The organism is Paenibacillus typhae (assembly GCF_900099765.1).
GTDB lineage: Bacteria > Bacillota > Bacilli > Paenibacillales > Paenibacillaceae > Paenibacillus_AQ > Paenibacillus_AQ typhae.
The window spans coordinates 139,725-152,866 of sequence record NZ_FNDX01000006.1; the positions used below are offsets into that span (position 1 = coordinate 139,725).

Annotated in this window: 15 protein-coding genes; 9 read left to right on the forward strand and 6 right to left on the reverse strand. The window is 44.9% G+C overall.

Going from position 1 to position 13,142, the window contains the following annotated elements:
- Positions 1-79: 79 nt before the first annotated feature.
- Positions 80-1,597 (reverse strand): ABC1 kinase family protein, encoded by a 1,518-nt coding sequence (locus BLR64_RS07700; protein ID WP_167360622.1) that lies wholly within the window; start codon positions 1,595-1,597, stop codon positions 80-82.
- 367 nt (positions 1,598-1,964) lie between these two features.
- Between BLR64_RS07700 and BLR64_RS07705 the strand changes: the two genes are divergently transcribed.
- The 3 genes from BLR64_RS07705 (at position 1,965) to BLR64_RS07715 (ending at position 4,500) form a co-directional block, all read left to right on the forward strand.
- The gene (locus BLR64_RS07705; RefSeq protein ID WP_090713563.1) at positions 1,965-2,531 is read left to right on the forward strand and encodes a TetR/AcrR family transcriptional regulator; all 567 of its coding nucleotides are present in this window, start codon (positions 1,965-1,967) and stop codon (positions 2,529-2,531) included.
- Between the two features lie 125 nt (positions 2,532-2,656).
- Positions 2,657-3,778, forward strand: a complete 1,122-nt coding sequence (locus BLR64_RS07710) for an ABC transporter permease (RefSeq protein WP_090713564.1) — start codon at positions 2,657-2,659, stop codon at positions 3,776-3,778.
- Positions 3,778-4,500 carry an ABC transporter ATP-binding protein gene (locus BLR64_RS07715; RefSeq protein ID WP_090713565.1) on the forward strand — a complete coding sequence of 241 codons (723 nt, stop codon included), beginning with the start codon at positions 3,778-3,780 and terminating at the stop codon, positions 4,498-4,500. Before BLR64_RS07710 ends, BLR64_RS07715 begins: the two co-directional genes overlap by 1 nt.
- Positions 4,501-4,636: 136 nt before the next feature.
- On the opposite strand, the gene BLR64_RS07720 is transcribed toward BLR64_RS07715, so the two are convergent.
- Positions 4,637-5,107 (reverse strand): pyridoxamine 5'-phosphate oxidase family protein, encoded by a 471-nt coding sequence (locus BLR64_RS07720; protein ID WP_090713566.1) that lies wholly within the window; start codon positions 5,105-5,107, stop codon positions 4,637-4,639.
- A 137-nt stretch (positions 5,108-5,244) separates the two neighbouring features.
- On the opposite strand from BLR64_RS07720, the gene BLR64_RS07725 reads away from it, so the two are divergent.
- The 5 genes from BLR64_RS07725 to BLR64_RS07745 all read left to right on the forward strand — a co-directional run bounded on the left by BLR64_RS07725 (position 5,245) and on the right by BLR64_RS07745 (position 8,290).
- Positions 5,245-6,177, forward strand: coding sequence for a helix-turn-helix transcriptional regulator (locus BLR64_RS07725; protein WP_090713567.1), 933 nt, complete (start codon positions 5,245-5,247; stop codon positions 6,175-6,177).
- 71 nt (positions 6,178-6,248) lie between these two features.
- Positions 6,249-7,022, forward strand: a complete 774-nt coding sequence (locus tag BLR64_RS07730) for an SDR family oxidoreductase (RefSeq protein ID WP_090713568.1) — start codon at positions 6,249-6,251, stop codon at positions 7,020-7,022.
- A 24-nt stretch (positions 7,023-7,046) separates the two neighbouring features.
- Positions 7,047-7,424, forward strand: coding sequence for a Cif family virulence factor (locus BLR64_RS07735; RefSeq protein ID WP_090713569.1), 378 nt, complete (start codon positions 7,047-7,049; stop codon positions 7,422-7,424).
- On the forward strand, positions 7,421-7,708 hold the full coding sequence (locus BLR64_RS07740; RefSeq protein ID WP_090713570.1) for a Dabb family protein: 288 nt from the start codon (positions 7,421-7,423) through the stop codon (positions 7,706-7,708). Before BLR64_RS07735 ends, BLR64_RS07740 begins: the two co-directional genes overlap by 4 nt.
- Positions 7,709-7,834: 126 nt before the next feature.
- Complete coding sequence (locus BLR64_RS07745; RefSeq protein ID WP_090713571.1) at positions 7,835-8,290, forward strand: NUDIX hydrolase; 456 nt, start codon at positions 7,835-7,837, stop codon at positions 8,288-8,290.
- A gap of 325 nt (positions 8,291-8,615) precedes the next feature.
- On the opposite strand, the gene BLR64_RS30745 is transcribed toward BLR64_RS07745, so the two are convergent.
- A complete protein-coding gene (locus BLR64_RS30745) occupies positions 8,616-8,888 on the reverse strand; it encodes a GrpB family protein (protein WP_090713572.1) in 273 nt (90 codons plus the stop codon).
- Positions 8,889-9,604: 716 nt separating this feature from the next.
- On the opposite strand from BLR64_RS30745, the gene BLR64_RS07755 reads away from it, so the two are divergent.
- A complete protein-coding gene (locus BLR64_RS07755) occupies positions 9,605-10,090 on the forward strand; it encodes a GNAT family N-acetyltransferase (protein ID WP_090713573.1) in 486 nt (161 codons plus the stop codon).
- A gap of 87 nt (positions 10,091-10,177) precedes the next feature.
- Here BLR64_RS07755 and BLR64_RS07760 read toward each other — a convergent pair whose 3' ends face one another.
- The 3 genes from BLR64_RS07760 to BLR64_RS07770 all read right to left on the reverse strand — a co-directional run bounded on the left by BLR64_RS07760 (position 10,178) and on the right by BLR64_RS07770 (position 13,109).
- Positions 10,178-11,263, reverse strand: coding sequence for a DUF1648 domain-containing protein (locus tag BLR64_RS07760; RefSeq protein ID WP_090713574.1), 1,086 nt, complete (start codon positions 11,261-11,263; stop codon positions 10,178-10,180).
- A gap of 115 nt (positions 11,264-11,378) precedes the next feature.
- On the reverse strand, positions 11,379-12,179 hold the full coding sequence (locus BLR64_RS07765; RefSeq protein ID WP_208607147.1) for an aminoglycoside phosphotransferase family protein: 801 nt from the start codon (positions 12,177-12,179) through the stop codon (positions 11,379-11,381).
- 60 nt (positions 12,180-12,239) lie between these two features.
- Complete coding sequence (locus BLR64_RS07770; protein ID WP_090713576.1) at positions 12,240-13,109, reverse strand: AraC family transcriptional regulator; 870 nt, start codon at positions 13,107-13,109, stop codon at positions 12,240-12,242.
- Positions 13,110-13,142 lie beyond the last annotated feature (33 nt).

Here is a 13,142-nt window from a genome sequence, read left to right on the forward strand (position 1 = left end):
ATAGCAGGCGATCCTGTTGTGAAAACAGGGAACCGATTCAAATCGGTCCTCTGTTATTTTGGCAGTTATTAATCCGATTTCATTTCGGACGTTCCAATCTGCTGCGTTCACGCATGGCGTTCATCTGCCGGACATGTCTTGCTTCACGGCGGTTTCCTCCCGGCATCAGCTGGCCCAGCATAATGAGCAGCCCCAGGGTGCCAAGCACATAAGAAACGATAGGGCTCACTTCATTCCACAGGTTGGCAGCCGTCAGAAGAAATACCGCTCCAATGATCGTCGCAATAATCCGCCGTGTATTTCTATTTTGCGTCTCGATCAATTTTTTCTCAAAGGAGCTCGATAGCTTCACCCGTAAATTTCCGCTATCTATTCTGTCTACTGCAGAAATGAACTTCTTAGTCGTCGGAAGGATTCCTTTGAGCAGAGTTGTGCCTTCATCTACAACGGTGGAAAAGACACTTCCACGCAGATCCTTAAGTACAACCCTTTGGATGTAAGGCCTAGCGGTCCCGATCAAATCAAGCTCAGGGTCCAGTCCCAGACAGAGTCCATAAACCGTGATCATTGCTTTTCCCATAAATGTTGTATTTGCAGGTAACTGAAAGGGCTGGGAATAGAGGAAGTCACGCAACTCTTCAGTATTGTCACCTGATGTCACAAAGCTCAAGTCAAACGTATCGCCGTTGATTTGTTCAAATAATAATGTAAGATTTCTTGAGAACACCTCTAAATCTGTATTCCGTCTTAAAAATCTCAAACGGTTAATGGCATTAATTGCGCCTTGGGCATCTTTTAAATATACGGCCATTAGAAGGGCTACCATCTGTGTCTTCATATCCTTTGCAATTCGTCCAACCATTCCAAAATCGATTAAGGCTATGGTGCCGTCAGGCTGCACGAGAACATTGCCCGGGTGGGGGTCCGCGTGAAAGAACCCGTTTACGAGAATCTGTTCCACGAAAATCTCCAGCAATGACTTCGCTAATGCCGTCCGGTCCACACCCCAGGCATCAAGCTGGGCAAAATTGTTGATTTTAACACCTTCCATAAACTCCATGGTCAGCACCTTTGAGGTTGTATAGGACCAGTGAATGCCTGGAACAACGATATCCTTCCGGTGGGTAAACTGCTGCTGAAATTCTTCTGCGTTCCGTCCCTCTTTTTGATAATCCAGCTCGTCCATCACGGTATCGTAAAATTCCTCATACACCGCATCCAGGTCCATCAGGGCTGCAATCCGGGACTGGCGTTTTAATAACCGGACAGCAATTTGTATAGATTTCGAATCAATTTCAATAATATCCTCGACCCCGGGACGCATAACCTTCACTGCGACTTGTTCACCTGTCCGTAATGTCGCCCGATGTACCTGGCCTAAGGAAGCCGCTGCAATAGGAGTTGTATCGAATTCGGCAAAAAGCTCGTTAACGGGCGCGTGAAGTTCGCTCTCAACCTTACGTTTGATCTCGGAAAAATCCACCGGAGCTACGGAGTCCTGCAGCTTGGACAATTCATCTAGAATTTCCTTTGGCAAAAAATCCACTTGCGCACTGACATGCTGCCCAAGCTTGATAATTAATCCGCCCATGTCCATTGCGGTCTCTGTAAAATAGGATGCCTGCTTTCGGTATAGGGCTTTTGTTTTGGCTTCCCAGCGCCGTCTCGGTATAAAATATTTTTGTTTGCCAAGCCACCAGAAAGCCCAAACGAATTTGAAAAGCATTCGCATGGTTCTTCTGAACCGGAGATCCTTCATCAATCCCAAAAATTCGCTCATTCTTTTTTATCTGCCTCTCATTTGTGATAGACAATCTGCACATAAGTATGATATTTCATACCGTTATTATTTTCAATGACTCTAATGATCAACGCCGGCAATCCGTTATTTGGCGTCCTGGTATTGGGAAATGCTTATAAACAATGCTAAACTGATAATAACATGATACAAAGGAAGAGATTCGATGGGAAGAAAACAGTCTTTTACGGAGTCAGAACTGCTTGATATGACCAAGAAACTAGTGCTGGAGCATGGATACGACGGGTTCCATCTCAAATTACTGTCAGAGCATCTGTCAGGCGCCCGAAGCACTATATATCAATATTTCTCTAACAAGGAAGAAATTGTGGCTGCTTGTATGAAGCGTGTAATGGTAAAGGTATTAGAAAAGGCATTAGCCATTGATGAAACAGATCCTATGGATGCCCTCGAGCAGCTGCTTCTTGTTTATGTGGAAGAGTCTGCGCTGCATCAGCTTTTGGGCCAAGCCGGTAAAATTAATGTTGCTAACTCCTCTGCAGCAGCGAAAGACCTTGAATTTATTGACGAAGCACATACGACGCTCAAGGTTCAATTATCACGTTTATTTGAACGCGCACAACAGAATAAAGGACTGCGGCAGGATATTCCACTTCCTGTACTTATTGGTGTGTTTTTTAATTTAATCGATACCCCTAATATGATGAATATCCCTGCTCCTGACTGGGGAAAGCTGTTGTTTCAAATGTGGATCGGAGGAGCCAGGAGCTAGCCCCGGTCCGGGATTAAATTTGACACATGTGTCATATATGTTGTTTAATAAAGGTGTCGAGCTTGGTGGTAGAACAAAAATGACACAAGTGTCAAAAAAAGAGATTAGAGGAGCTGGTAGAGCGGATGTTTTTAGCTGTGAAAGAATTGATGCATAGTAAAATGAGATTTTTGATGATCGTCATTATTTTTGTATTGCTGGCCTGGCTGGTATTTATCTTATCCGGTTTAGGGAATGGATTATCTACGTTAGCTGCTTCGACATTCAAAACCATGAAGGCGGATTATGTCATATTTGAAGAAGGGTCGCAGTCTTCGATGAGCAAGTCGCTGCTGTCTGATCAATTAATACCGGAAGTGCAGCTGCTGCCAAATGTGATTGCTGCCGCACCTATGGGAAGTACGATGGCGACGGCGTTAAAGGAACAAAGCACCAGAAACGAAGATAAGCTGGATATCGCAATCATCGGAATTAACCCGGGGAGCTTCCTGGAGCCTGCTGTTGTGGAAGGGGAAGGCTTGTCCACTGAAAATCCAACTGGTGTCATAGTGAATTCGACCATGAAGGAAGAAGGCTTTGCCATCGGTGATACTTTTCAGTTAGACGGTACGACGCAAGCATTAACCATCATAGGCTTTGTCGAGAATCAGACCTATAACCATGTAGCATCCGTATTTACTCCTATGGCTGAATGGCGGAAGATTGCCTTCGCGGCTCCGGGTTCAGATAAAGGGGTTACAGGGCCAGTTAATGCCATTATGCTGCAAGGCAAGGACATTGATCCAGATGCCATTGACAACAAGCTGACTGGTACGGACACGGTTACCCGGTCGGGGGCTGTTCAAGGTATGCCGGGGTACAAAGAAGAGAACGGCACTATTTTCATGATGCTGGCCTTTCTGCTTGCCATCGCCGCATTTGTGCTTGGTGTGTTCTTTTATGTCATAACGATGCAGAAGACGAACCAGTTTGGCATTATGAAAGCTATTGGTGCCAGCAACAAATTCTTGAGCAAAGCCATTGTATCGCAAGTGTTTGTGCTTTCGCTGATTAGTATTGTTGTTGGAATCTTACTTACTTATGGAACGGCAGCCATCATGCCTAAGGGAATGCCATTTAAACTTGAAACGAATCTGGTTGTGACTTATTCCATCATTTTGCTGGTTATCTCCATTTTAAGTTCAATGGTGTCGGTCCGGAAGATCACAAAAATTGATCCGCTCAAGGCACTCGGGAGGGTTGAATAATGACTAAGGGATTACAGATGAAGGAGCTCACAAAGTACTATAACGAAGGAAGTAATCGGATTGCTGCACTGGATCATGTGTCCATATCAGTGGAGCCGGGTGAGTTTGTTGCTGTAGTTGGACCGTCCGGTTCCGGAAAAAGTACATTTTTGTCCATTGCCGGAGCGCTGCTCAAAGCTTCAGAGGGCGAAGTTAAGCTGAACGGAAATAACATTTCTGCGCTTACTGCCCAAGAGCTGGCGGATACAAGACTAAAAGAAATCGGATTTATTATGCAATCCTCGAATTTGGTTCCCTATTTGAATGTGCTTGATCAGCTGCTCATTATAAAAAGGATGTCGGGAAAGGTTAAAAGAGAGGATAAAGAATTTGCCGTTAAGCTGCTGGAAAAGCTGGGGCTGGGCTCGAAGCTAAAGAGCTTCCCGGAAGAGCTGTCCGGCGGTGAGAAGCAGCGCACAGCGATTGCCCGTGCCCTGATTAATGATCCCAACATTATCCTGGCGGATGAGCCGACAGCAAGCCTGGATACCAAACGTGCACATGAAGTAGTTAGTCTGATCGCACAAGAAGTGAATTCAGGCCAGAAAGCGGCGATTATGGTTACTCACGATGAGCGTATGCTTGAATACTGCGACAAGGTATACCGGATGGAAGACGGGAAATTGTCGTTGCAGCAGGCGGTTAAGAAGTCTAATCTGAAAGAGCCTGCCGGAACGAGGTGAAGTCTGTCGCAGTAATGGGTACGCAATAATAACACTTATAAGAGTCAAAGAAAGGCATCCGTTTGCGGGTGCCTTTTTGATTTTTGGGAGCGATGTCTACTTCATAATCATCCAAAAGTCGAACCACATACACCGCTTAATTAGCCGTCTTATTTACAAAATCAATCTCATTCCGGATCCCTTTATGGGCGTCATTCCACAATCCCTTCGTCAGCCGGATGCGCAGCAGGCAGGTGTTAGGGTCTTCGTCATTATTGGCTTCGTTATACCACCCGGCGAATATTGTCCGCAGTTTGGTCATCATCTCCGCGTTTTTCTCGCCACATACCCAGCCCAGGTTTTCACCGATTCCGTCAGCCGTAAAGTTCTCAACGATGATACAAACGGAGACCTCGGGGTTTTGGGCGATCTGCTGCATCTTGTTTGAAGTTGCGTAAGTGACAGTGTAAAATGAGCCGTCTTCATAATAGGCATCTACAATGCGGGATGCGGGACGGCTTTTGCCATTGGGCCCCGGTTCCAGCGCTATGGTGGATAGAGTGATCAGGCCGTCCTTGTTACCCGCTTGTGTATCCAGCAGCTGCATGGCTTCGTCATACTTGCTCATTGTATTACCTCCTGGAATGTTGTTAGGCATATATTTACAGCTTATCATTGTAAAATCCTGGTGCATGTGAAAAATAATATAACTCGACATAATCCTGTCAAGTTTTTTGTTTATACTAAAAGCTAAGAGGTGAGCGAATGCAGATTAGCAGACTGCTTCAAATGACGTATATTTTACTGGAGAAGGGGACGGTTACCGCACCGGAGCTGGCTGAGCGGTTCGAGGTGTCGGTCAGAACAGTCTACAGGGATGTAGAAGCCTTAAGCCAGGCGGGAATTCCGGTCTATACGAGCCAGGGGAAAGGCGGAGGCATTTCCCTTACGGACAGGTTTGTCCTGAACAAATCTTTGCTTAGCGATAAGGAGCAGGATGAGATCCTGTTTGCCCTGCAGAGCTTGTCCGCAGCCCGGTTGCCTGATTCTGACGATGTCTTTTTGAAGCTAAGCAGCTTGTTCAGAAAAAACAGCACCAGCTGGATTGAAGTTGATTTCTCGCCATGGGGGAGCGGGCAAAAGCAAAAAGAGCTGTATACACTGCTGAAACAGGCCATTTTGGAGCATAAAATGATTACATTTACCTACTTCAGTGCTGCCGGGGAACAAAAGAGCCGGAGAGCTGCACCAGTGAAGCTGCTGTTTAAGAATAGATCCTGGTACGTAGAAGCCTACAGCTTTGAAAACGGTGCTCCAAGAACCTTCAAGATTACCAGGATGTCGAATGTACAGCTTTTAGAAGGGGAGGGGACCGGTCTCTTAGAGTTTCAACAGGTGCGGATAGATTCTGCAGGGACTTCCGTTGAAGAGATTAAGGTTAATGAAAGCCCGAGAATCCGTTTGGTATTAAATATAGAACCGGCAGGAGCCTATCGCATCGTGGATGAGTTTAAGGAAGAGGACATTTTGAAACAGGAAGACGGGTCTTTCCTGGTCATATCAGATATGCCCTCCGGAGAATGGCTTGTTCAATATCTTCTTTCCTATGGAGACCTACTGGAGGTTATGGAGCCGGAAACTCTCAGGCTGGAGATGAAAGCCCGCACAGCCACAATGGCCCAAAAATATTCAGGATAACTGGACACGCAGCTGTCAGGTTCTGTTGATTACACTAGCCTTGTATTTAAAACATACCAGGGAGGCTTCAAATGAGTAAAGAATTTGCAGGTAAAAGGGCACTGGTGACCGGCGGCACCAGGGGAATCGGCCTCGCGATCGTGAAGCGTCTGCATGCAGCAGGAGCTGAGGTTATAGCTACGGCAAGATCCGTACCAGAGGCATTACCAGAGGGGGCAGGGTTCATTCAGGCAGATGTGAGCATTCCGGAAGGCGTGGATCATATCGTTCAGCAGACGCTAGAGCAGCTCGGCGGTCTGGATATTTTGATTAATAATGTGGGCGGTTCCTCTACAAGTACAGCAGGGGCTTTAGCTTTAACGGATGAAGATTGGCAAACGACATTTACTGCCAACCTGTTTTCTTCGGTCCGGCTCGACCGCGGATTCTTGCCTTACATGGCCGAACAGCAAAGCGGAGTTATTGTCCATATCTCTTCGATTCAACGTAAGCTTCCCGGCATCATGACTATGCCTTATTCGGCTGCCAAAGCTGCGCTTGTGAATTACAGTAAGAACCTGGCGACCCAGTTCGGCCCCAAAGGGATTAGAATCAATACACTTGCTCCGGGATTTACTGAGACAGAAGCGGCAGAACGCTTAATCGCGAGAATGGCCGAACAAGCCGGAACAGACTATACCGCTGCCCGGCAGCAATTAATGGACGAGCTTGGCGGCATTCCCCTCGGCCGGCCTGCCAAGCCTGAGGAGGTTGCCGAGCTTGCGGCTTTTCTCGCGTCATACAGAGCCTCTTATATTACCGGCTGTGAGTATGTCATTGACGGCGGAACCATCCGCACCGTGTAACAAAAGGAAAAAGGAGCTGATCTTATGAAGCCTAATCTGCTTCCGCAGGTTATACAGGATTTTATAGTTGCTGCCAATAAACCGGATCCAAAGGCATATGCCGACTGTTTTTCAGAAGATGCCCTTGTATTCGATGAAGGCAAAGAGTGGGCCGGCAAAGCCGCTATATCAAAATGGAGTGCCGAACATCACTTTGCTGCTAACATAACGCTTGAACCCATAAAGGATAAACAGGATGAGGAAGAAACCATAGTCGTTTTTAAGGTTGACAGGGATTTCGACAAAACAGGTCTCCCGGACCCGCTCTATTTGGATTTTTATTTTGAGATAAGTAAACATAAGATTAAGCAGCTTGCGATACGGCTGTCTGATCATATAAGAAACGAGGGGGAGCAACAATGATAGTGAATCATGTGCTGTTAAAGCTGAAGGACCGGAGCCCTGAGCATATTGAGCATATTCGGACCGTTCTGCTGGGCATGAGAGGAAAAATAGAGGTTCTTCTCGATATTCAGGTCGATGCTAACGTTCGTCCCGGCCCTTCAGCCTATGATTTGATCCTGATCACCAGGTTTGCTTCTTTAGCAGACATGGAGGAATACCTTATACACCCGGCCCATCTGGATGTCGCCCGGCTGATTGGTCCGGCTCTGGAGACGCAGGCCTCTGTCTGCTGTGCCATCTGATAGAAGGTAACTGGCTTATTGTAAAATATAAACAGCACTATATTCTTCATCATTGAAGAGTATGGTGCTATTTTTATATATTAAACCAGAAGTGCAAAGTGACATATCCGGGAGGGATTACTGTCTATGACGGAATACGTTAAGACTATGAGAAAATTAATTGGACACAAGCCATTACTGCTATGTGGTGCCAGTATTATTGTATTTAATGAGTTAAACCAGGTTTTAATGCTAAAAAGAAACGATAACGGATGCTGGTGTTTTCCGGGGGGAGCCGTTGACCTCGGTGAAGATACTGCAGAAACAGCACGCAGAGAACTGCTTGAGGAGACCGGTTTAAGTGTGGGTGAGGTTAGTCTTTTTGGTGTGTTTTCAGGACAAGAACTGCACTATGTCTATCCAAACGGAGATGAAGTATATATCGTTGATGTAGTGTACTCAAGCAATAATGTTTACGGAGAAATCTCTGTAGATAATGAAAGCAGAGAATACCGTTATTTTGATATTGATGATATTCCTGCTGAGATCAGCCCTCCTGTAATGCCTGTTGTAAATGAGCTGAAGAGGAGAGGGCGAGCCTGATGCGCTTTTCTATTAGGCTAAGCCTAAGCTACCTAAGAATCTGCAAGAAGAAGCGGTAAATTCAGACAACTACATACGTATTGGAAAGGAGGACGGATATGAACAGATCTTTTACTATCAATAAAATATCGGAACTGATGGGATTGACGAGCCTGACGCAGCGGCAATGTGAAGCAGATGCCAAGCACTCCCGGTAAAGCTTATGGGTATGAAATGTGCGCCACGATTCCCGAGGGGGACGGTGGTCTTTACGCGATGTTTGTGAGCAGTGAGGATATCTCCCTATCCTGGAACACTTTTATGAAGAGATTGGCAGAGACAGAAATTACAAATCGGACTGGTGAAGGCTGTGTAAAATGAGGTGCATAATGAAGCAGATGAATATTGGGGATTGTGTTCTTGAGGTTGATATCGAAAGAACCACCACAACGTCCATATCGATAATAGGTTTTGCTGCTAAACCAGGAACTGAGTTACTTCCAACATGCTCAATTTCGCAAATGTTCCAGTTTACTCCTTCGAAGTATGACACGGTTCGAGTTTTTATGTAAAAATCATTTTTAATATCCCAACACCGTCTTCTTGAGGATATAACCATACAGAAAGAATCACAGTTACAATTAATAACGATACCCGTATAAAAAGGTTCAATGCTCCATTGCGTTTTCTAAATAAAAATAAATATAAAAGGACAATCACGCTGTTGAGAAAGTATATAATTGGTAAATAAATTATACGTCCTAGTCCTGTATATGGGAAGGTCAGTATTAGGAGTGTAATTATTAGTATTGAAGGTAACATCGCAAGTAAATATATATCGTTATTATTTCCTACCCAAAAGTTATTTAAATTAATTCTGGGCAATCCGAAAAATCTTTTATTACAGTTAGAGCATTTGTATGAATAAGGAATAAAAACAGGAATTATAGCAATCAAAGCTCCGTAATCAATGGCACCTGTAAAAAAGTAAAAATTTAAAAATAAGTAGATGGAAAGTAAGAGTCTTGTATGAAATGAACTTATCTGTTTGATGTTTGTGTTTTGACAATTAGAACAGCGATTCATATTTTCACCTCTTAATTATAGACAACGCACAACATAAATCTACCTTCAGTTAAATTATAGGATATTTTGTTTTAATTCAATAGTGCTATCTTTTTATAGTAACTGAATTTATTTACCGCAGTATACTGCCGCTGTGGCTCTCGATGATCAAGCTCTAAAAGCTAACAACCAGAAGAATCGAATAAAGTTAAACGTTCCTTTGACCATATGCATGATTGAAATTAGAATAAGGTGCAAAGAGGTGAGCCTATGATATATGTAAGACCATTGGAACAAAAAGAATATGATTTTCTTATGGATATGCATTATGAGTCCATATATATTTTAGAAGGGACGCCATCGAAACATGAGCTTTTGAATGCCCCGCATATTATGAAGTATAGTGAGAATTGGGGAAGAAAAGGTGATATGGCTTTAGTAGCTCTGATTGACAATATACCTGTAGGTGCTGCATGGTATAGATTATTTGACGAGAGGAATAAAGGCTATGGGTTTATTGATTGTGAAACCCCAGAACTAGGCATTGCTATACTATCTAACTATAGACAGCTGGGGTTAGGAATGAGACTCATGCAAGACATCATTCAACAAGCAATATCCGATGGTTATAAATCACTTTCTTTAAGCGTTGACCCAGAGAATCAAGCAGCAGTCCGGTTATATGAAAAACTTGGATTTGAGTATTTTGGGTTATCTGGAACCTCTTGGACTATGAAGTTAAACATCAGGATCTAGTAAACTCACAGGAAACATTAATTCACATAAAACCTCTACTTATCTCCTTTTAACTAATACTCAGGCGAGTACCTCCAAGTCTGGTTACTACATGGCTACAAACAGTACAATCATTCCGAGACAAATCAGCCAGATTAATGGGTGACCGAAATTTAATCCCCAGCCGACTCCGAACCTTTTCTCGACAATAAGGTTTGGATCTTTGCGATCGAAATAAAACATGCCTAATTTCCATTTATCATGATCATGGACAGGTCTGACATTGGGGCGATCGGTAGATTGCTCCAAGTCGCTTCCTCCCTGACCAGCCCAGAACGATAAGGCGAAGGCGTATAGGATGATAAGGGCTATTATGATTAGGACAATGGGGATAGTGATATAGGTGCTAAGCAGAGAAGTCATGTTTAGTTGCACGACGGAAAGCAGGATAACTATTAAGAAGCCTGCCGTAATCATAAAACATGACCAAGTATTGCGGAACGTTACAGCTTGTCGGATGGAACGGTTAGGATTAGTTAGTTGAAGCTGCTGCTTCACTCTGCGGATACTCCAATTTTCAAATACGAACAAAAGTGTTGTGAACACTTGCATTATCGTAGGCATAAAAACAGAACTATATGTTTTAGCTGCATAGCGGTCTGCGGTCCAACTGCCGTTGTAATGAATCGGAATCTGATCAGGAATCAGATCGTAGTTGGCTAGCACAGTTACAATACTAACAACAATAATTAAAGCATGAAGGAGGAACCATTTATTAGACAAGCCAATGTTTCTTTTCCGATATCCAGTGTCCATTGCCATGATCGATGGTTCCTCAGCAATAAGCAGCACAGCCAGTGAACTTTTTGTTTTGAAATAATAGCTGATGTTTATGATTAGGGAGATTAGGACCATGGCGAATGAATAAGCGACAATAATCCAACTTTGTTGCTTGGAACGATCATCACTGTATATTAGGCAGATGATACAAATAATGAATAGGATGGTATGCAAGGTAGCACTAATCGTAGCATATGACCTCCGCATCTGGCGCAGAGGCTCACTGTAGAATTGTACATCGCTGACGGTGACCCCAAAGCTAATCGTCTCTTTTGTCAAATAAGGCATGCTCACCATGAGAATGATAGCAGGTACAAATACAAGGATCATTACAATAACAGGCATTAGTGTCATATCATTCGCCTCCTCTTAAGTGTGTATTTTAAACGCTGTAACCCTTATAGCAGGGACGATTTATCACGATGCCTTTTTGCGTATTAATGATTCCAAAATAGCGAAATACTTAATTCTATATCCAATCCTTGAAATGATCGGTTATAAATTGAATCTCGCTTTCATAGTGAGCCAAGTGTCCTTCATCAACCATTTTTTGGAAAGCGGGATTTCCTTCAGCGGCACCATTTCTCAATGTATCACACAAGGTTGTCAATCGCTTAACAATCCACCCACGCAGGTCATTAGGGACGGGAATCCCATACGCTTCAAAAAATAATTGAATTCGCCGGCTGCGCTCCAAAGCGTGCAGATCTGTTTGATACTCTACTGTTTTTCCCGAGGCATAGTCAGGTGAGAAGCTGGCAAGCGGAACCGAGGTATAAAGGGAGTACGCAATGTCCCACATTCGCGGACCTGGTCCAGCCATATCGAAATCAATCAACGCCACGGGAGTCCCCTTTTGAAAGACCACATTATACAACGCAGCGTCATTATGACATATCACATCGTAATCATGATCATCACTGTAGCTAAGCTGCCATTTTCCCTGTGTCATGAGAGGAGAGCCTTCCGTCGCATCATGGAAACAGCATAAAAGACGTGCTAAACCCGCAAGTGTATCATCCGACCACATGTAAGGCTCAAGGTTGGGGTAATCATTTCCTGGAACTTCCCCTGAAATGAATGTTAATATTTCCCGATTAGATTCATCGATTCCCAGAAATCTTGGTGCTCCCTCGAAGCTTTGCTTTTCTAAATGTTTAAGAAGCCGGTGAACAGACGGACTCCAATAACCAGTGGGGCGGAGAACTGTATTCTCTTTACGGACAATAAGATTAACATTACCGCCCTGCAATACTTCGTCCTGAGTCATTATGCCTTCCCCCTCTTATCTTGTTAATTTGTTTTAAAGGCTCAACCAGTATGATCACTCTCAATGATCGCGCTCTCCCGCAAGCCGGCTGCGCATAACACCCGGGGTACACCCGTAAGTCTTGCGGAATACCCGGATAAAATAATTCGTCTCCATGCCCACGTTCAGCGCCAGATCCTGCACCGGCCGCTCGGGGCTTTCGGTAATCATCTGCAGTGCCCGCTGCAGCCGCAGGTTCTGCAGGTATTTATGCGGTGTGACACCGTACTCCTGCAGGAACAGGCGCTGGAAATGCTGCACTGAGTAGCCGACCGCAGAAGCAAGATTGGCAATCAGCAGCGGTTCGGTAAAGTGCTCGTTGATCAGACTGACAGCTTTTTGCAGCGCCTCGTTACGGACGGTTTCGGTCTCCGGCCGTTCAGTCTGGCTAAGGGAGGAATCGCCCCGGCGCAGCATCAGCAGCAGCCTGTACAGGGTGACGGACAGCTCCTGCATGGTCTGTTCATCCAGCCGGGCGGCGTTATTCCGGTCCACGGTATGCCAAATTCCGGCAATCATGTCCCAGCACTCCTCAAACCGCTCGGCCATTACAGGAACAGAGGGCAGCAGGCGCAGTCCTTCCAGTACTGCGGAAGACTGGCTGCCGTCAAAGCCGATAAAAGCCAGATGCCACGGCTCATGGGACAGCGGATAGTATTCATGCCCCCGGTCAGGAGGAAAAGCAAATACCATCCCCGGACTAAGCACCGTTTCGGTGCCGTCTGTAAGATCTCGGAACAGCCCGCTGCCGCTTCGGATCAGGAACACCTGGTGCACAGGGAAGCCGGAGGGACGGACATGATGGTACTGGATATGATGGCCTACAGAGTAAGGATAGAGCGGAAATTCATCAGGCTGCCGGGGCAGCTCGACCAGGGAAAAAGGGAGCAAAGTATACACCTCATATTCATTTTGTGCTATGCA